The sequence below is a fragment of the Ruminococcus albus AD2013 genome (genome assembly GCF_000526775.1).
Taxonomy (GTDB): Bacteria; Bacillota; Clostridia; order Oscillospirales; family Ruminococcaceae; genus Hominimerdicola; species Hominimerdicola alba_A.
In genome coordinates, this window is the sequence record NZ_JAGS01000001.1 from 3,577,129 (window position 1) to 3,596,345 (window position 19,217).

Genomic DNA, 19,217 nt, shown 5'->3' on the forward strand with positions numbered 1-19,217 from the left:
TTTATGCTGTATACTTATATAGTATGTTATTATATTGATCTGCTGTCGGCAGATCTGTACGATCTTTTAGAAAATCAGGTAGGTGTTGTAAATAATGGAACAACAGAAAGAGATGAGTATACAGGAATTATTAGGTATCCTGCTCGGTCATCTGAGAATGATAATCGTTGTAACTATACTTGCGGGTATAGCAAGCTACAGCTATGCTAAGTTTGTACTGCCTCCTCAGTATACTTCAAGTATCAAGATCTATGTTACTAACAATAATTTGTCTGATACAAATGATATAAATCAGATCAATGCACAGGATCTTAACACTGCACGAAGTCTCGCAACAACGTATATCGTTATCCTTGATGACGCTATGATGTATGAGGCGATATCCAACAGGCTCCTGAAAGACTATAAAGAGGAAGACCTGAAGAATTACTTTACTATAGCTCATGATGAAAACGGCGAAGCGTATATACCTTCAAATCAGATCAAGAGGCTTATAAACATATCTGCGATAAACAATACCGAGGTTCTTCAGGTAACGGTTACCAGCCAGGTGCCTAAGTTCTCGGCTGATATCTGCACCTATATATCCAAACTTGCACCGCAGATCATCAAACGTACAACCAAGGCAGGTTCAGTTGAAACCGTTTCACCTGCAAAGGTCCCCGAAACCGCCAGTGGTCCCAATGTACCGAGATATCTGCTTCTCGGCATGGTAGCAGGTTTTGCGGTCGCAGTAGGTATAGCTTTAATTTCAAGCTTCCTTGATAATACCGTAAAGAGCGGTGAGGAACTGAGAGATCGTTTCGGTGTTCCTGTTCTTGCAGAGATACCTGATATCTTCATGGAAGGAAAGGGAGGTTCGAGCAAGTATGGCAAATATTAACAGAAATCCCCGCTTTGGCAACAGAAATGCCAAAAGAAGGACACTCATGGATTCAAATGTTGCTTTCCCGGTTACCGAAGCATATAAGACCCTCAGAACTAATATATCCTTTGCTCTCTCTACCAAGAAGAACAAGATATTTGCAGTATCCAGTGCGCTCGCATCCGAGGGAAAATCCACGGTTGCAGCTAATATAGCAATAACTCTCGCACAGAACAGCTATCATGTACTGCTGATAGACGGCGACCTCAGAAAGCCTGTACAGCACAGAGTTTTTACCATTAAAAATGAAGTCGGACTCAGCACACTGATAAGCGGCAGCAATACCTTCAAGGAGATAGTTCATCACGATGTTATCGAAAACCTTGATATAGTTCCCTGCGGACCTATCCCTCCCAACCCTTCCGAGATGCTGGGTTCGGACAATATGAAGATGCTGCTTGAACAGCTTTCAGTACACTATGATTATATCATAATAGATACACCTCCGATAAACCTCGTAACCGATGCGCTGACACTTCTTCCTTCCATAGCGGGTGTTCTTCTTGTCGCAAAGCACGCACAGTCCACCTATGATGCTATTGAAGAAGCTATCAACGCTATCAAGATGGCAGATGGTTCGCTGCTTGGCGTAGTTGTCAGCAACGTTTCTGTATCGGGCGGCAAATATGGCGGTAAGTACAGCTATAAGTACAAGTATGGCTATAAGTACGGCTATGGCTACGGTGAGTACAGTGATTACAGTACACCGGGTGCAACGTCAGCTACCCAGAAATCATCGGACGGTAAAGACGTATAAATAACAAAATAGCAGCCCTGAGCGGCTGCTTTTTTATTTCATGAGGCAGGAGAAAATTATGTTTGAAACAGACAGAAAGATATATTGTTCGCAGATAGGTGAGGGTGGAAAAGTCCGTAACAGCGGCCTTGTCGATATCCTCCAGGATACCTCTGATCTCCATTTGATGAATCACCCCGTTCTCGCTTCCTTTTTTAAGGAAACAGGCAGTGTCATGTTCCTTACTCACCGTCAGGTGGATATAATAAGGCGTCCCGAATACGGCGAGCATATCCGCACAAAGACCTGGACATACGAACTCAACAGAATGTACGGTTCAAGAAATACCATGGTGCTGGGCGAAAAAGGAGATGTGTGCATAAAGTCGATAGCAGGCGGTGCTTTCATGGATATCAAAACAGGCAGACCGATCCGTGTTTCAGCTGACCTCATTGCACAGGTAAAAAGCTATGAAAAGCTAGATATGGAGTATCTCCCGCGTAAAATAGCCCTTCCTGATACCGCACCGGTCATCACCTGCCGTATGGTCATAAGAAGAAGCGATATCGATATGAACGATCATGTCAACAACGCCCGTTATTTCGATATAACAGATGAACTCTTTCACGAGTGCCACAATGCGAAGCGTCTCCGTTCAGAGTATAAATTCTCCATAAAGCGGGGCGATACCGTCTTTGCAGACAGATACGATACACCGTCGGGCTGTATCATATCTCTCCGCGATGATTCTGGCAAAGTTTACTGTAATGTTGAATACACACTGTGACAAACGAAAAGCGGAGGATACTGTCCTCCGCTTTTTATTATGCTGTTGCAAAATTACTATGTGCCACAAATCACCATATCAGATACTGTACAGGTCAGCGCCGTTACAGTCTCTTTCAACGATATCTGCGATGGTTATGCTGTCTACAACGTCGTTTATAGCTGCGTAAAGCTTCTCCCATATAAACAGGGTAGGGCAGGTTTCAGCACGCTCACAGAGGTTCTCCTCTGTTTCAAGGCAGGCAACAGGTGCAAGGCTGCCCTCGGTAAGCCTGAGTATCATACCTACGGTGTACTTTTCAGCAGGATAAGCGAGAGTATAGCCGCCGCCTGCACCGCGTATGCTCCTCACATAGCCTGCACGGCTGAGGATAGAGATTATCTGCTCAAGATATTTATCACTGATGTTCTGTCTTTCTGCTATAACCTTTATGGGTACATAACCGTCTTCCTTGTGCTTTGCAAGATCTGTCATAAGTCTGAGTGCATATCTTCCTTTTGTGGAGATCTTCATATCTGCCCCTCCTGATTGGTTTAGTAATCCTATTGCTGAAATATGATTTAATTATACCCGATTTTTTGCCATTTGTCAAGTACCGAAGAATATGGAATAAAATGCCAAAAGCCATAGCACTTCTGATACCTGTATCAGAAACACTACGGCTCAAAGTAAGCTGTCATATCCAACGATATCTCTCAACACCTCTTGTCCACACATCTGCCTGATGTACTGCAACGTTCAATACACCAAGCTGCAGCACGATGACATGGAAATTTTCTGTCTTAGCCGTCCAAACCTGCCGCGGTATCATCATATCGCAGATAATTACCGTAACAGGGGAGCATCATCAGTGCCGAACTTCTGTATTTGCTGTTGTCTTTCTTTTGTCTACGGCGTCTTTTTGCTTATTCGCCGCTGCGGATATCTGAAGAAACAGCAGGTGTTGTTTTATTTATATTTTTTTCTGCTATTTCTTCAAATACCCTTGTTGTTGTTTCCTTGTTAAATATTATATCTCAAAAATCCATGAGGGTCAAGCAACCTTTACGGGCAGTTGCGCAACAGAAGCTTGCAATTTTGGCTGATGCCGCTTTAAACCGTAAAGTTTCCTTGCGCGGTAAGACCAATTAAAGTTTATGTCGGGAGAGAATTTACTATTTATTCATAAATCAAACGTGATGGTGTGGTATAATATATGTGTTTACGATAACCTTTAAGTTAAGGAAAACGGAGGATAAGTAAGATGAATATAAAAGCACTGGCTGCTCTTGCGGCAGCTGCGGTCATGGCAGCGAGCCTTTCTGCCTGCGGCAAGAAGACAGGCGATAAGGATAAGACTTCAAGCAAAGCCGAATCCTCAGCGGTCGAAAAGGACGCTGAGAGTACTGTTGAAGAGGACAGCGCAGCTGAATCTTCTGAGGCTCCCACTGAATCTAAGCCGGAGGAAGAGGAGGAAAAACTCAATTACATAGGCGAAAAGGATGCGAAGAAAGCTGATTATTCCGTTGAGCTGACAAACGGCACCGAGCATGAGATAATCGGATTTGCCATAAACTACGGCGACGGCGAGTACAGCGAAAATCTCATACCCTCGGGTGAAGATTTCGAGATAGATGAAGTAAGGCGATTCAACTGGTCACATACGGTATCGGGCGATGTCATGATGCTGGGTGATTTCAATGTTGAGATCACTCTTGAAGACGGCAATAGATTTGAGCTTCACGGCTTCCCGCTTACCGATATGCTCTCGGGCGAGATAAGACTGATGGACGAGTACGCTTTCCTTGTATACACAAACAAGATAGGCGATGTTAAGGATACCATGAAGAAAGAGGCTGACATCGTGGAAGCTGAAAAGGAGAAAGAGGAAGCCAAGACCTCTACTACAACAGAAGCTCCCATACCCGAGCCGGAGACTGAAACTGAGCCTGTGACCGATGAACCTCAGCCCGAGCCCCAGCCTGACAGTCAGGCAGAAAATTCTCAGGCTGAACAGCCCCAGGTGACCGATCAGCAGATCGTTGAAGAACAGACCTGGTAAATGATGATATCGGAGAACATAGCGTGTTCTCCGATTTCTTATGCCGAAAAAAGACGGGGACGTCTGTGCTCAAAAAAGTACAGTTGTCCCCGTCGCTGTATTCAATTGTATTCAACGTCAGACCTGTTCAAAGATGATGCTCTCGAACTTTCCGCCCGTGACCTTTACAAGATCCTGCGGGTCAAGGAATATCTGCGAGCCCAGTCTTCCGCCGCTTATGATTATCTCGCTGAAATTCTCAGCTGAACTGTCAACCACGGTGGGATACTGCTTTTTCATACCCAGAGGCGTACAGCCACCGCGTATATAGCCTGTCACCTTGTTGATATCCTTTACGTGTATCAGCTCCACGGATTTTTCTCCTACGGACTTGGCAGCCTTTTTCATATCCAGCTCTTCGTCTATCGGTATGGCGAAAACGTAGTATCCGCCGCTTTTGCCCTGAGCAACCAGAGTCTTGAAAGTGCTGTCGTGTGGCTGACCCAGCATATCTGCGATGTGTACTCCGTCAATGAACTCATCACACTCATAGGTGTTCACCTTGTATGCGATCTTGTTCCTGTCGAGTATCCTCATCGCATTGGTCTTAACGTCCTTATCCTTTGCCATTTTTAACTAGATGCCTCCACTGTGTGGGCGATTATGTCGGCGCACATATCATATCCCAGTGTGCCGCTGTCCAGACAAAGATCATAGCTGAACTTTGTTCCCCACTTTTTATTGGTATTTGAGTTGTAGTAATCCCCGCGCTTCTTGTCATACTTTTTCAGACGGTACTCGACCTCGTCCGCAGGGATATTGTGAGGTTCGCTCATAGCCGTCTGCATACGCTTGTCAAGAGAGGCATATATGAATACGTCCAGCGTCTTGACCTTGTTTTTCAGTATGAAATCAGCACATCTGCCAACGATAACGCAGGGACCTTTCTCCACCAGTTCATAAACGACCTCTGTTTCTGCCGCAAATATCTTTTCGCATATGTCCTCAGAAAAACCAAAAAGATTTATAGGTTTCTTCATCGGATTGAGAACGCTCTCCTCATATTTCTTGATCTCTGCCATTGAGATACCGCTTTTTTCAGCTGCCATCTCAACTATCTCCCTGTCATAGCAGGGGATACCCAGCTTTTGCGCAACTCTCTTTCCTATAGAACTGCCGCCCGAACAGTACAGTCTGCCTATTGTCACGACTTTGATCTTACTCATACTTTTTCTCTCCTTTCAAAATGTCATTATCACAAACCCGCGGAGGGTCTGATCGATGGAACATTAATTATATAATTATTATAAATTTATTATAAAACTTTGTCCGCGATTTGTCAATTACATATTTATTACAGTATTTTCGGTACATTTTAGCGTACAGTGTGAAAGTACAAAAAATCGACCGATTACAGAACACTGTATCGTAAAATGCCGATTATACGCATTTTTCGTCGATGTATTGCCGAGAATATAAACATATGCATTTTGCCTGAAAAATGCCGTAACTTAACGATCTTAACATCTTAACCATGGCACAGCAGAGGATCTCGTGCGGTCACGGAGCCTTCCTGTGTGCTGTGGCTTTACAATTATATAAAAATGCGTTATAATCATATAGTATAGTTTTTACAGACAGGAGGGGCTCTGATGGACCCGATCGATATTGCATCAATGGTCTCTATATCCACAGATTTTCTGGTGGGGATACTTTCATTTTTAGCGGGCGCACTGATAATCCACTGCTTTTACGATGATTCTCTGGTCATAAACCGCAAAAAGGTACTTATTTATTCAGCATCCTGCCTGCTGATGGAGGTGCTGTCGTGCTTATTTGAATGGTCGTTCTTTGCGGTAGTGATATTTCTGTCAGCCGCCGTGCTTGGCGCCTGGGGAAGCAAAGGCAGAAAAATCAGGCTTGGTGCGAAAACCGTACTTGCTATGGCACTGTGCGTCATGAATACCTTCATACTCGCGCAGATATGCACCTACTGTGCAGGTCTTGAGGGTCTGCTGAATATCAGCAGCGATGAAAAGCTAGTTGAACGATTTAATTTTACAAATATTTTCGCTATAATTTTTATGCTGATTATTGTCATCTACCTTACAAGACAGTACATCAGACGCGGACGCACCATGCCTTTCAGGCTGGCGGACAAGATATACGTCACCCTCTACTGCATATATATGGTAGCGGTTGAGACTGCCTATGTGACCTTTGAAAAGGATAAGACCACACTTACAGCTGAATACCGCTCGGTAAGGGTAATGCTTTCACTGGTATGCATAGCAATAGCCGTGCTTCTGCCCCTGCTGATACTCCGCAACCGCCAGACCGATTATTTCAATAAGCTCAGCGAACAGCACCGTTCCTTTCTCGAAGCTGAACTCGCCGCATCAAAACAGTTCAAAGAAGCTCAGGAGGAGACCAGCGCTTTCCGCCATGATGTACGCAATAACCTCAGCGTAGTAGCTATGCTGATGGATGAGGGCAAATTTGACGAAGCAAAGCATTTCATAGAGGATATGCATACCAGTGTATCTGCGCTTTCCCCGAAGATAGTAACGGGAGATGAGATGCTGGATTCTCTCATAGCCTCCAAAATGGCAAAAATGTCCGAAGAGGGCATAGACTTCACCATTGATGGAGTAGCAGACGGCGGCATGGGCTGGAAAGCCATAGATATCTGCACCGTGTTCGCCAACGCCCTGGATAACGCCATTGAAGCCTGTATGCGAACCGAACCCGACACAGACCGTTTCATTCGCCTTGAGATACGCAAGACCGCCCATCAGCGTCTGATGACTCTGACAAACACTTCGCCTGACGGTGTAGACTGCGAAAAGCTGATGATGAATGGAGTTCACCTTACCTCAAAGGCGGATAAACAGCTCCACGGATACGGAGTGAGGAATATACGTAAAACTGTTGAAAAATACGGCGGCATGACCCGCCTTTCCTGCGAAAACGGCGTGTTCAGGCTGGAAATGATACTCAGCATAAATATGTGATGATAGCATAAAGTCTGTAAATAAGGTAAAATGATATGGAAAACAAAAGGATAACTAAAAAAAGATGCTGTGGCTGATTAAGTGCTTTATACCGGAATATCGGGAGCTTTCCGCAAAAAATGCAATTCGCGACAAAATAAATGCAGTTCACGACAAAAATGTGCAAAACGAGAAAAATATGTTATAATAAATTTAACAAAAGAAATGCGGAGAAAAATACAAAAAAACTATACCCCAGGAGAAAGAAAAGGATACAGCTTCACCTACACCAGGTTAAGGATCGTCAGGACTATTTTGCCGGACGGTCTTTTCTTGTTTTTTAATTTGATAATAATGTAAAATAAAGCCCGTACATTTCTATATTAAGTGAAAAATCGCTCAAATGGCGTAAAATCAGCCAAAAACACCGTGTCCTCGGATGAGTCGGAATGATCGTTCATACCCCTGTAATATCGGTATTGTAAAGTGTTTTTTCCATCTGAAAAAATTAAACAGTTTAAATAAATTTGTGCATTATGACAGTAAGTGACTATTGTGATTTGCAGTTACTGCAAAAACTCTTAATAAACTGTTAGATTGAACTATTAAACGTTTGAAATTAGCTTAAATAATAAAGCATATTACACAAAAAAGTAATGCCGATGCATATGGATTGTATTGTCATATTTACTTGCGTCGACGGGTTAAATTTGTGCAATCATACGAAGTTTATCTTTAATTTCTCAATTAAGTGCACAACCTATTGACTTTTTGTTGGTCAAGGTATACAATAAATACACACGAAAGGTCTGTTCCTGTTTTCGGAAGTAGCAGACAGACGAGATGAAAGGTGGTTTGAATATATGACGTTTGAAGCCATTTACAACATTGCGCTGGAGGTCGCGAATGCTCGTACTCAAAGCGGAGAGTATATCGCGCCGGATGAAACTATATGTGTTATCTGTTCACGTACAGGCAGGGTGTATAACGGAGTAAGTCATATTGAAATGATGAACGGAGCTCCGATGAGTGTTCATGCAGAGATCGAGGCAATGCGTAATATGCAGACTTACGGCAATGAAGTCGCAGTAGATTCGATGGTGCTGATAGATACCATCAACCGCAGCCCGATGCTTCCATGTACAGGATGTGTGAACTACATAATGTCCATGAGCCCTGAAAATTCTATGGCTCGTGTGATAATGCCTGACAGAATGATATCACTGCCCGAGATGCTCGGCATGGGAGGTGCATACCCGCCGAACAGCGCATTCAGCGGAATGCCAAACGGTATGCCCGCGGCAGCACCTGTACAGTCAGGTTATATGTCAGGACAGTTCGTACAGTCGGTGCAGTTCGGCTCAGCAGCACCGGTACCCTCCTCACCGCTGACTTCTGTGACATCATCACAGTATGAAGGCGGCAACGGCGGCACAGCCAAGAATGATCTGCTGAAAAGCCGTGTCAGCAGCCTTATGAGCGCAGCGGAGAATGATGACGAAGAAGATGCTGAATTCCTTGAAGAACTCGGCAACGGCAAAAAGAAGAAAGGTCTGTTCGGACTGTTTGGTTAGTAAGCATTTCGGATAATATATAGACTGAATTATTAATCGGGACTTTCGATTCCCGAGAAGAGAAAGGGTAGTTAGAATATGGCAAAATCAAAGAAAAAAGAAAAGAAAAAGTTCAGAATATCACTTAACTTTGTGCTTATCATTCAGCTCGCAATAATGCTGTCTGTATCGATAGTTACAACAAATACCGTAAGTAACAGGACCAGAGAGAGTGCGGATGCGCATATGGCTATGACATCTGAAGAGCGTGCGCAGGTGGTATTGAACCACATCGAGCTGTATGAGCGTCAGCTTGGGGACTTTGCAAGAGCCAGACAGGTCACAGACCTCCTCAACAAAGTGAACGATGAGAAAAACGGTCTTAGCGGTGATGAACTAACCAAAGATGTGAAGGATATGAGCGTTGAAGAACTTACTGCGATCGCTCAGAAACTCACTTCTGAATTCGGCGGATCGATCCCTTCATGTGAAGGTTTATGGATAGGCACATGGGATACCGTCGTGCTTACACACAGCACTTCACAGGAATCGATAGGAATGCAGACCAGAACAGATGAAGCATTACTTGATGAGCTCCGTGAAAAAATGAAAAGTAAAGGAAACGGTGTTTACAACGCAGGCATCATCAAATCCCCTGCAACAGGTAATCAGATCGTTTCGATGTACAAGGCTATCTATGATAAGAACAGCAAGCCTATCGGTCTGGTAGGTCTGGGTATCAAAACTGATGGTCTGATCAATACTCTGGATAGGATCTCCGGCGCAAACAAGGACATGAATAACGCGAAGAACAAGGAAAAGTATAGTAAATCAGAGCTTAGAAATGCAAATTACCTTATGCTTTCCTCTACTGCTAAAACATATCTTTTCGTTCCTGATAAAGAGAAGATAAATCAGGAAGTTGAAATTCCCGAGCTGAAAGAGCTTTGTGAAAAATATGGTAATAACAACACACAAGATGAGGGTAAGGTCGAATACAAGGTAAACGGCACCGAATATGTTGCATCTTATGTATACTTACCGAATTATAACTGGCTGTTCTTCGTTTCAGCTCCTGTAAAGGAAGTTTACGCTCTGACAAACGGCATGAGACTGTTCCTGATCATATTCGGTTATGTCCTCCTTATTCTGACAGTAGTATTCTTCTTCATCAGTAAGAGACAGGAAAAGATCAACCAGAAGCTGATATCTACTATCGCAAAGAACTCTCAGACAAGACAGTCGCTGAACACCGCGATGTTCAAGGATGTGCTGACGAATGCAAACAACCGTGTATCCTTCGCTATGGATATGGAGAATGCTGACGTAAGCGCACAGAAGCCTTGCTACTTCATGATGTTCAATATCCTCGGATTCAGTGAGATCAACACCAGATTCGGTAACGATGCCGGCGACCGTCTGCTCGTTCGTACTGTTGATACTCTTACCGAAGTATTCCCCGGCAGGTCGGTATATCGTACTGGTTCCGATGAATTCGTTGTTATGATCCCCTCCGAGGGTGGTCAGCCTGCTCCCGATCAGGTAATGAATGATGTCAACACAGCATTCAGACAGCTGATGGTTCCCGAGAAGATCGAGAATCAGGGCGCTATCTATCCTAAGTACAAGATCGCTGTCATCAGAAGAAGCGGTCCCGCAGATACTTCCGTAGTTTCTGCACTGAAGGAAATGACTAACGTTAGAGGCGAAGCTACATACGGTATGATCGATTACCGCGAGATGTAATAAGTCATAATGTTGAGTTTAAGGACCTCTTTCGCATAAGCGGAAGAGGTCCTTTTTATAACGAAAGGAGAGTTCATGATGATAGATAAGCTGACCGTCAATGAACACAGCAGTATACGTATCGGTGCTGATAAGGTGATCTATTTCGATCCGTTCCACCTTAATAAGGCGGATCACGATGCGGATATAATTTTCATCACCCACGATCACTATGACCATTTTTCACCCGAGGATATAGAAAAATGCGCGGGCAGCGATACACTTTTCGTTGCACCCTATACTATGGTGAAGGCATTTTCAAAAGCCAAGATAAGCGAAGAACGCGTAACTTTCATGCACGCGGGTTACAGCGCCGAGATACTCGGTATACCTGTTGATGCGATAGCAGCATATAATGCGATAAAGCCATTTCACCCCAAGAAAAACGGCTGGCTCGGTTATGTAGTCACATTGGAGGGCAAGCGTATATATGTCTGCGGCGATACCGATGCTACCCCCGAAGCTAAAGCTGTTACCTGCGATATCATATGTGTACCCATCGGCGGAACGTATACCATCGGTGCAAAACAGGCGGCTGAACTCGTAAACCTGATAAAGCCCGAGATAGCCGTCCCGACCCACTACGGAAGCACAGTAGGCAAACCCGCCGACGCTGATACTTTTGCCGCCTGCGTGGAACCGCCCATCAAAGTAGTCAAAAAACTCTGACGATACAGCAGGAATAAAGAAAGCGCAGTGCGATATGTACTGCGCTTTTATTAGTATGACCATGCCGTCAGCGTGCCGCTTTGTGTAAGAGGTGCTGTTTGAATTTCATTTTATCGAGTACAGTTCCGACCGTAATGTATATAGCCGCACCGATACCTGTCTGTACGCAGTAGGCTGGCACCTGAGCGAATGCCGCGGCAAAAGCGGTCTTTGAAATCCCGCCCGACATGAAAATTCCCTGATACAGGCTGTATCCCACGGCACAGAGGATAAGTGCGGGGATAAGCGCAAGGATATTCCTTTTGTTGACGATAGTTTCGGTTTTAGAGGAAAAGCACAGCGCCGCCAGTGCCTTTATCACCAGTGTTGCGGGAAGCCATACCACGAATCCGCCCAGACCATCAGCCAGACCCGCACCTATCGCCGCAGCTGCCGCCGCATAAGGCGCAGGAAGAAGACAAGCCGCCAGAAATACCGCGCTGTCACCCGCGTGAGTATATCCCGCACCTGTGGGGACTTTTACAAAGGCAGTCAGCAGATATATCATCGCCGCGAAGACCCCCGCAAGTGTCAGATATAATACTTTCTCCCTGTCCGTTCTTTTGCTTTGTGCAGCATTTGTTGCTGTCATATTCATCACTCCTTTACTGAAAATATCATAGCATATCGATGGGATAAATGCAAATCCCAAAAAACAAAAAAGATCCGCGCTCCGTTTTTGCACAATGCACTAAAGGGGCGCGGATATATTTTCTTGTTAAGTTGTCGGTGCACAAAGCTTTTGCGCAGATTTTTTTCGCTCAAAAGCTCTCATTGACGAACTGCACAGCAAATCGCTTCGGCATAGGTGTTATGATGTGCATTAGGTAGAATCATTCCGAAAGCCCTGCGATGAAACGCTCCACCAGAGCCCCGAATTTTACCTCGGCTTTGTCAGCGGCTTCCTTGACTTCCTCGTGAGAAAGGGGTACTTCCGATATGCCTGCCGCCATATTGGTTATCAGCGATATACCGCAGACACGCACTCCCATATGCCGCGCCGCGATAGCTTCTACCGCCGTTGACATACCAACAGCATCAGCTCCAAGCACCGAGAGCATTTTTATCTCCGCGGGAGTTTCATATGAGGGACCCGTCAGCTGACAGTATACGCCCTCTTTCAGCTCTGTACCCAGACTTTCGGTGCAAGCCTTTATCCTGCCGCTTAGCTCGCGGTCATAGACCTCGCTCATATCAGGGAATCTTGTACCGAGTTCAGAAAGATTATTTCCTATCAGCGGATTAGGCACAAAGCAGGAGATGTGGTCTTTTATAAGCATAAGGTCGCCTGCGCTGAAGCCTTTATTCACGCCTCCTGACGCGTTTGTCAGCAGGAGGGTCTTTATACCGAGAAGCCCCATTATCCTTGCGGGCATGATGACGTCCTCCATGGGATAACCCTCATAGTAATGCACACGACCCTGCATTATCACAACGGGAGTTTTACCTATCTTTCCGAAAACGAAGCGTCCTTTGTGCCCCTCAACGGTGGAACGGGGAAAACATGGGATATCCTCATATGGTATCTCCGAAACTATCTCCGCTCTCTCGGCAAAATTGCCGAGTCCCGAACCGAGAACGATTCCGACCGCGGGCTTGATACCCGCACGCTTGCATATGTATTCTTTCGCTTTTTCCAGCTTTTCAGAGATTTCACACATAGGTCAGTCCTCCTTGTTATTTTTACTTTTATCGTCTTTCATAGCCATTATCTCGGCGAGAATATCCGCCGAATTTGCCTGTTTCATGTGCTGTTTGTGCCGTCTGAAAAGCCTTATAACTGCAAATAACAGCCCTGCTGTCACTGCTATGACGATCAGCATAATTGCATCAGCCAGAACGCCTGCTCCTATCTTACCAGCTTTAACGCCCTTGAAAAGCATCGCGGTTATAGCCATCATCAGTGTGAAAATAAGCAGTATCGCCAGCATAAGACTGAGTTGCCTGAATCCTTTCATCTCATTGTCCTCTCATTACTTAACGATATTTTCCAGACCGTTCATCTCTATATAATAGTTTGAATAGTCCACACGGTTAGCTATCACAGATATCTTTGCATCGAAGAGATAGGGCGTAGGGTCAGCGGCAAAGGGCTGTGTGCTGAACACGAATTTCTTTCCTGTTTCGGGTGAGGTATGGAAACAGTCGATAACATAGCCTTTCTTGTAGCCGTCGTACCTGACTTCAAGCCTTTCGGGGGTTATGCGTATATTGTCATTAGCCAGACGAAGTTGGTCTCTCTCCTCAAACCTCGGCATGATGAAAAGTTTTATTATCGTGACACTGATTCCCATAAACAGACCGCCTATCAGTGCCACCGCAAGACCCAGCGTTGTAAACAGCAGTACACCTGCTGCTAATATCACAATAATAGCAATGAGTGCAAATATCATAAAAGTTCTCCTTTTACACAATCATGAATGTCCGTAAATATCGTATATATCCCGACTGTGCCGCAGCAGGTCGGGATATAACAATGAAGCCTCCCGCAAGGCTTGACCTTACGACGGGAGGCTCATTTGCTTATCATATGATCTCTTTCTCGCAATTGCGGGTAGTAATCCCGCCCTCTCCAATTTTCATCAGGCACAGACGTATCTGCGCCCTGAAAGCTTACTTGTAGCTTTCGGATATCTCCTCCAGATATTCCTTAGCCTGCTCGATGACGTTATCGGGCGCAAGTATCTTAGCCTTCTTGCCGAACTGGAAGAACCAGCCCCAGAAAGTAGGCGCGATCTGTACATCTGCTGTAAGGCAGAAAGTGGAATCGGAATTTCTGTGAGGGTGACAGTTCATGCCGAATTTGTCAATAATGACATTAGCCAGAGAATTATCGAACTGCATGGTAACGCTTTCCAGCTTGCCACCGAACATACCATAGAGCGACTGCATATTGCTTACATCAGCTCTCTCCTCATCGGTGAGTTTTCTGGCACTTTCATCGGTCACATCGACATTTATCATTCTGTCAACTCTGTAGCGGCAGATCTTCTCGTGCTTGTTGCACCAGCAAACGAGGTAGTAGTTCTCGTTCTCCCACACCAGCGAATAGGGGGATACAGTGTAGAAATCTCCGCCGTGTTTGAGTATCTGCTTTTTGTCGGGGTTGAATTCGGTATACCTGAAACGTATTTCCTTCTCCTCGAAAATACCCTCCTGTATCTTGTTTACGGAGTAGTATATCTGCTCGTTGAAGTTCTTTGCGCGGTTATCGACGTGTATCTGTCTGCGCAGCTGCTTGCCCTTGTATTCGCTGGTAAGCGACTGCAGCTTCTTGATAAGCTCCTGCGACTTCTTCTTTGTCAGAAATCTGCTGGAAGCGATAGCGTCAGCCAGCACAAAAAGCTCTTCCTGCTGGAAAGTTCTTTCGCCCAGGTAGTAAGCATTGGAATGTCCGTCCTTGACGGTCACGATGTCCATTCCGCTGTCGCAAAGCGTCTTGATATCATCATAGATGGTCTTGCGCTCTGCCTTGATGCCTATCTCACCGAGTATCTCGATGAGCTTGGCGCCCGTAAATGAATGATTCTCGTCGGTCTTAGCCTCGAACAGCTTCTTCATCGTAAGAAGCTTCTGCTTCTGTCTTGACTGTACTGCCACTTTATTTATCCTCCCCGCCACGCTTCATATCCTTAACCTTGACCATGGAACCGTCGGGTTCCTTTATCACGGTATGCTCCAGCGTATCGGTGAAATTCGCCGTTACACTCCGCCTGTATTCCATTCTCAGTGCTTCGCGCTCGGATTTCTCCTCTTTGGTCAGCTCCCTTTGCCTGGAAATGGCTGTCAGCTCAGATATTCTGTCAAGCTTTTTTTTCTCCATAAATCTTTACACTGCTCCTTTGCCGCAATGACTTGTTTGATTTGTAACTTTTGTAATCTATTTGTAACCAAACAGGGCATAAACGACCCATTATGATAGGTGCATCCGGGCTTACACAATACCCGACCTCCGCAGGGGCTTACACAATACCCTCACGAAGTTTTCACAGTTCTCGATATTCGTTCAGACATTTGTTATGATTTTTATATATTTTATATGTCCGATAAAACACCCCGAACCATTATTGCAAGACCTATTATAGCACACCTTTCAACAAAAATCAAGCACAAATTGCACAAACAGTCCGATATTTTTCACTCAATTTGACTAAATTTTTTTCAAATTGCGTTCACTATTGACTTTGACCACAATATATGGTATACTAAAAATAAGAACAAACATTCGAGCTTGAAAATTTACAATTTGGTTACAAATTGATTTCGGGGAAAATACAGGAGGTTTCAGCTATCTTGACCAAAAAAAGACTCTCATATGAAACGGGTGCAGAATACCTGTCGGCGGGCGGCAGCTTTGAGGACGAACTGTTCAAAGAAGAGCAAAAGGACGATACCGAAGCCCGCGCGGAGTATTCAAAAGCACTCTATAAAATGCTTGAAAACAATTTGACGAAAAAGCAAAAATGTTATATAATATTATACTACTGGGACAAGCTGACTGTCAAGGAAATAGCCGAAAAATTCGGGGTTGACAAGTCTACAGTATCACGGACGATAGACCGCGGCAGAAAAAGAATAGTCGGAAACGCAGGCCGTGCTGCCATGAGCAGACTTTTTTCAAAAAAATGAGGTGTCTGTAAAAACACCCGCGTTTGTGTACCACTGCCCGACTATCCGTTTTTTGACCCAACCGCTTTTTCGGCCTATCCGAATTTGCGGTCAGCCTCAGGCGGCGGTACTGTTTTTTGGTCGGGCAGGCTGTACGCTTTTTTGAACGGCGTTCCTTTTTTATAAGGTATGCCTGATCGTGTATCGCCCCGTACAGGCAGTTCTGCGGAGATATCCATTTATTTCCTTGGCAGGATATCTGTGTTTCGTGAATAATTTTCCAATCTTGTCATGTTAGTTTTCCGAACATTCTGCCAAGATCCAAAGCCACACTTTTTATGAAAGGACAAAGCCATGTCTGCACCTATATACGAATTTGCCAAAAACTACGCTGAAAGCGGCGTTTCACGCTTTCATATGCCTGGTCATAAGGGCAAGCCTTTACACGGGCTTGAACCACTTGACCTCACCGAGATACGCGGTGCCGATTATCTCTTCGGTGCCGAGGGTATAATCGCTGAGAGTGAAGCACGCACTGCCGCACTTTACGGCGCGGCTAAGACACTCTATTCCACCGAGGGTTCCAGTCTTTGCATAAAGACTATGCTCGCCATAGCTGACCACTGCCGCGCCGATAAGTCCAAACGTATGCTTGTGATGGCACCGCGAAACGTCCACAAGGCGTTCATCAATGCCTGCATACTGCTGGATATCGACGCTGACTGGGTATATCCTGCCGAGAAAAGCCGCTCGCTGTGTTCATCGGGAGTGACCGCCCATGATATATGGGCTTCTTTTCTCAGATGCCCGCGTGAGATCGATGCGGTGTATATAACATCTCCCGATTATCTTGGATTTATCGCGGATATCCCCGCTATAGCCGAAGTCTGCAAAAGCTACGGAGTTCCGCTCATCGTCGATAACGCACACGGCGCTTATCTTAAATTCCTTGATACGGACACTCACCCGATAACTCTCGGCGCAGATATGTGCTGTGATTCCGCACACAAGACTCTGCCCTGCTATACAGGTGGCGCGATGCTGCATATTTCACAAAACGCCCCTGCGGGTTTTGTGGAATGTTCCAAGCTGATGATGTCCCTCTTTGCGTCAACAAGCCCGTCATACCTTATCATGCAAAGCCTTGACCTCTGTGCTGAATATCTCGCAGGGGATTATCGAAAAGCGCTGGCTGAAACTGCCGCACGCACTGAACTCTGCAAACAGCGCCTTAACGCTATGGGCTGGCGAACCATCGGGGATGAAAAATGCAAGATAACCATAGCTTCTGCTGAACGTGGCATAAGCGGTGATTCTCTGGGGGATATCCTGCGTAAAAATAAGATAGAACCCGAATACACCGACCCCGACCTCGCAGTGCTGATGACCACGCCTTTCAACACCGAGGAAGATTTTACCCGTCTTGAAGCGGCGATGGCAGATATCAGACCTGCCGAGGGTACAGACCTTCAATTTGACGGCATACCCGAAGCCATAGTGCGTATGCCGATACGCGAAGCGGCGTTTTCGCTACAGCAGGAAGTGCCTGTTGATGAAGCCAAAGGCAGGATATGCGGAATGACGGTCACAAGCTGTCAGCCCTCGGTTCCGATAGCGGTAAGCGGCGAGGAGATCACACCCGAGATAATTTCTATCCTCAAAAGATACGGCATATCCGCCATAAGCGTTTTAAGATAAAACGCTCTTTACTTTTCTGATCTAAAATGATATAATAATATAATAGTATAACATCCGCCCGGACAGACGGCGGAAAATTTGGGAGGTACTCCGATGAAACTTGTATATGCGATAGTAAATAACGATGATACCTACGCTGTAAATAAAGGTCTGCAAAAGGCAGGCATACGCGCCACAAAGCTGTCTTCAACAGGCGGCTTTCTCATGGCGGGAAATACAACATTCATGATCTGCTGTGAAGATGCGCAGGTGGATATGGTGATAGAAGTTCTGAAAGAACATTCCCGCAAGCGCAAGCAGTTCGTGCCGTCGTCTGTTGTTACCGAGCCTATCAACGAAAAGTCCGTGCCTGTTGAAGTATCCATAGGCGGTGCGACTATATTCGTTACCGATATCGAGCGTTTTGAACAGGTATAAATGATGAAGATATACGGCAATCAGACCCTGCTGAAACAGACCGCACGCATGGTCAGTGCAGGGCGCGAGCCTCATTCGATGATAATCCACGGCGAAAAGGGATTGGGCAAAAAGGAGATAGCGAAGTATATCGCGGCACAGCTAATGTGCGAAGCCCATACAGGCGAACCCTGCGGGCAGTGCCGAAGCTGCCGCCTTATCGAAAAAGGCGTTCACCCCGATCTTATTTTTGCACAGCCCAACGACAAGGGAAACTACTATGTCGAGGATATCAGAGATACCATCGTGGCAGATGCGCCTGTTGCACCTAATGAGGGAGATATCAAGGTCTACGTCATACCCGACCTTGACTTATCTGTGCAGACTACCGTGCAGGTGCAGAATATCCTGCTGAAACTGATAGAAGAGCCCCCCGACCATACTGCGCTGATACTAACAGCCCGCAGCAGGGAGACTTTTCTTTCTACGATAATTTCCCGATGCGTCAGCCTTGCCGCCGCCCCCGTGACTATGCAGGAAAGCGGGGAGTATTTGCAGGAGAATTATCCCGACCGAGATATCACCGAGATACGAGAAGCCCTTGAAGCGGGCAAAGGCAATATCGGACGGTGCCGCGCTTATATGGAAAAAGAGCAGTACTATAATTCGGTGGCTCTTGCTAAAAATCTTGCCGCCGCATATTCCGAGGGCAGTGAGTACGGCGTGCTTAAAGCCCTTGCTGCCGCAGACGGCAAAAAAGCCTTGTTGCGTGAGGGCGTATATCTTTTCTCCGAGATAGTCCGCGATTCCTGCGCACTGCTGACAAATGGCGAAGTGATAGGCTGTGATACTCATTCAGCCGAATCGCTCTCCCGAAAGCTAACACTTTCCGCAGGTGCCGAGCTTTATGATATACTGACGGCTGCCGTCCGCAGGATAGATGCGAATTGCAGTTTGTCATTGGTATGCAATAGTTTGTGCGCGGAGTTGTTTTGATCAAAGATAGTT

23 protein-coding genes are annotated in these 19,217 nt (G+C 45.6%); 13 read left to right on the forward strand and 10 right to left on the reverse strand.

Translation table 11 applies throughout. The features are described 5' to 3' along the window. Positions 1 to 94: 94 nt before the first annotated feature. From N773_RS0116155 to N773_RS0116165, 3 genes are read left to right on the forward strand one after another with little or no spacing between them, the layout of a single operon-like run. Positions 95 to 883: a YveK family protein gene (locus tag N773_RS0116155; RefSeq protein ID WP_024858766.1), complete on the forward strand. Its 789-nt coding sequence runs from the start codon at positions 95 to 97 to the stop codon at positions 881 to 883. Then, positions 870 to 1,682: a CpsD/CapB family tyrosine-protein kinase gene (locus tag N773_RS0116160; protein ID WP_024858767.1), complete on the forward strand. Its 813-nt coding sequence runs from the start codon at positions 870 to 872 to the stop codon at positions 1,680 to 1,682. The genes N773_RS0116155 and N773_RS0116160 overlap by 14 nt, the downstream gene beginning before the upstream one ends. A 58-nt stretch (positions 1,683 to 1,740) precedes the next feature. Further along, positions 1,741 to 2,448 carry an acyl-[acyl-carrier-protein] thioesterase gene (locus tag N773_RS0116165; RefSeq protein WP_024858768.1) on the forward strand — a complete coding sequence of 236 codons (708 nt, stop codon included), beginning with the start codon at positions 1,741 to 1,743 and terminating at the stop codon, positions 2,446 to 2,448. A gap of 78 nt (positions 2,449 to 2,526) precedes the next feature. Here the strand turns inward: N773_RS0116165 and N773_RS0116170 are convergent, their stop codons facing one another. Next, on the reverse strand, positions 2,527 to 2,961 hold the full coding sequence (locus N773_RS0116170) for an RrF2 family transcriptional regulator (RefSeq protein ID WP_024858769.1): 435 nt from the start codon (positions 2,959 to 2,961) through the stop codon (positions 2,527 to 2,529). Positions 2,962 to 3,315: 354 nt separating this feature from the next. Between N773_RS0116170 and N773_RS22670 the strand changes: the two genes are divergently transcribed. Next, complete coding sequence (locus N773_RS22670; RefSeq protein ID WP_196231650.1) at positions 3,316 to 3,579, forward strand: hypothetical protein; 264 nt, start codon at positions 3,316 to 3,318, stop codon at positions 3,577 to 3,579. A gap of 112 nt (positions 3,580 to 3,691) precedes the next feature. After that, the gene (locus N773_RS0116175) at positions 3,692 to 4,489 is read left to right on the forward strand and encodes a hypothetical protein (protein WP_024858770.1); all 798 of its coding nucleotides are present in this window, start codon (positions 3,692 to 3,694) and stop codon (positions 4,487 to 4,489) included. Positions 4,490 to 4,606: 117 nt separating this feature from the next. Here N773_RS0116175 and ybaK read toward each other — a convergent pair whose 3' ends face one another. Next, positions 4,607 to 5,098: a Cys-tRNA(Pro) deacylase gene (gene ybaK, locus N773_RS0116180; RefSeq protein ID WP_024858771.1), complete on the reverse strand. Its 492-nt coding sequence runs from the start codon at positions 5,096 to 5,098 to the stop codon at positions 4,607 to 4,609. 2 nt (positions 5,099 to 5,100) lie between these two features. Next, a complete protein-coding gene (locus N773_RS0116185) occupies positions 5,101 to 5,694 on the reverse strand; it encodes an AAA family ATPase (RefSeq protein ID WP_024858772.1) in 594 nt (197 codons plus the stop codon). A gap of 426 nt (positions 5,695 to 6,120) precedes the next feature. On the opposite strand from N773_RS0116185, the gene N773_RS0116190 reads away from it, so the two are divergent. From N773_RS0116190 to N773_RS0116205, 4 genes are all read left to right on the forward strand, one after another. Then, complete coding sequence (locus N773_RS0116190) at positions 6,121 to 7,482, forward strand: sensor histidine kinase (protein WP_024858773.1); 1,362 nt, start codon at positions 6,121 to 6,123, stop codon at positions 7,480 to 7,482. A gap of 842 nt (positions 7,483 to 8,324) precedes the next feature. Beyond that, positions 8,325 to 9,035, forward strand: a complete 711-nt coding sequence (locus N773_RS0116195; RefSeq protein WP_024858774.1) for a hypothetical protein — start codon at positions 8,325 to 8,327, stop codon at positions 9,033 to 9,035. A 78-nt stretch (positions 9,036 to 9,113) separates the two neighbouring features. Beyond that, positions 9,114 to 10,760, forward strand: coding sequence for a sensor domain-containing diguanylate cyclase (locus N773_RS0116200; protein WP_024858775.1), 1,647 nt, complete (start codon positions 9,114 to 9,116; stop codon positions 10,758 to 10,760). Between the two features lie 75 nt (positions 10,761 to 10,835). Further along, on the forward strand, positions 10,836 to 11,468 hold the full coding sequence (locus tag N773_RS0116205) for an MBL fold metallo-hydrolase (protein ID WP_242840406.1): 633 nt from the start codon (positions 10,836 to 10,838) through the stop codon (positions 11,466 to 11,468). 67 nt (positions 11,469 to 11,535) lie between these two features. Here the strand turns inward: N773_RS0116205 and N773_RS0116210 are convergent, their stop codons facing one another. From N773_RS0116210 to N773_RS0116235, 6 genes are all read right to left on the reverse strand, one after another. After that, positions 11,536 to 12,099, reverse strand: coding sequence for a TIGR04002 family protein (locus N773_RS0116210; RefSeq protein ID WP_024858777.1), 564 nt, complete (start codon positions 12,097 to 12,099; stop codon positions 11,536 to 11,538). Positions 12,100 to 12,340: 241 nt separating this feature from the next. Next, positions 12,341 to 13,168, reverse strand: a complete 828-nt coding sequence (locus N773_RS0116215; RefSeq protein WP_024858778.1) for a purine-nucleoside phosphorylase — start codon at positions 13,166 to 13,168, stop codon at positions 12,341 to 12,343. A 3-nt stretch (positions 13,169 to 13,171) separates the two neighbouring features. Further along, positions 13,172 to 13,465, reverse strand: a complete 294-nt coding sequence (locus N773_RS0116220; protein WP_024858779.1) for a hypothetical protein — start codon at positions 13,463 to 13,465, stop codon at positions 13,172 to 13,174. A gap of 15 nt (positions 13,466 to 13,480) precedes the next feature. Continuing rightward, entirely contained in the window at positions 13,481 to 13,900 is a 420-nt protein-coding gene (locus N773_RS0116225) for a hypothetical protein (RefSeq protein ID WP_024858780.1), read from the reverse strand. A 220-nt stretch (positions 13,901 to 14,120) separates the two neighbouring features. Beyond that, positions 14,121 to 15,107: a helix-turn-helix transcriptional regulator gene (locus N773_RS0116230; protein ID WP_024858781.1), complete on the reverse strand. Its 987-nt coding sequence runs from the start codon at positions 15,105 to 15,107 to the stop codon at positions 14,121 to 14,123. Between the two features lies 1 nt (position 15,108). Continuing rightward, the gene (locus tag N773_RS0116235; RefSeq protein ID WP_024858782.1) at positions 15,109 to 15,330 is read right to left on the reverse strand and encodes a DUF896 domain-containing protein; all 222 of its coding nucleotides are present in this window, start codon (positions 15,328 to 15,330) and stop codon (positions 15,109 to 15,111) included. Between the two features lie 470 nt (positions 15,331 to 15,800). Between N773_RS0116235 and N773_RS0116240 the strand changes: the two genes are divergently transcribed. Beyond that, a complete protein-coding gene (locus N773_RS0116240) occupies positions 15,801 to 16,136 on the forward strand; it encodes an RNA polymerase sigma factor (protein WP_024858783.1) in 336 nt (111 codons plus the stop codon). 74 nt (positions 16,137 to 16,210) lie between these two features. Here the strand turns inward: N773_RS0116240 and N773_RS22310 are convergent, their stop codons facing one another. Further along, a complete protein-coding gene (locus N773_RS22310; RefSeq protein WP_155250911.1) occupies positions 16,211 to 16,354 on the reverse strand; it encodes a hypothetical protein in 144 nt (47 codons plus the stop codon). Positions 16,355 to 16,469: 115 nt separating this feature from the next. On the opposite strand from N773_RS22310, the gene N773_RS0116250 reads away from it, so the two are divergent. The 3 genes from N773_RS0116250 (at position 16,470) to N773_RS0116260 (ending at position 19,205) form a co-directional block, all read left to right on the forward strand. Next, positions 16,470 to 17,813: a PLP-dependent transferase gene (locus N773_RS0116250; RefSeq protein WP_024858784.1), complete on the forward strand. Its 1,344-nt coding sequence runs from the start codon at positions 16,470 to 16,472 to the stop codon at positions 17,811 to 17,813. Between the two features lie 93 nt (positions 17,814 to 17,906). Then, positions 17,907 to 18,230, forward strand: a complete 324-nt coding sequence (locus N773_RS0116255; RefSeq protein ID WP_024858785.1) for a cyclic-di-AMP receptor — start codon at positions 17,907 to 17,909, stop codon at positions 18,228 to 18,230. Then, the gene (locus tag N773_RS0116260; protein ID WP_242840407.1) at positions 18,231 to 19,205 is read left to right on the forward strand and encodes an ATP-binding protein; all 975 of its coding nucleotides are present in this window, start codon (positions 18,231 to 18,233) and stop codon (positions 19,203 to 19,205) included. Positions 19,206 to 19,217 lie beyond the last annotated feature (12 nt).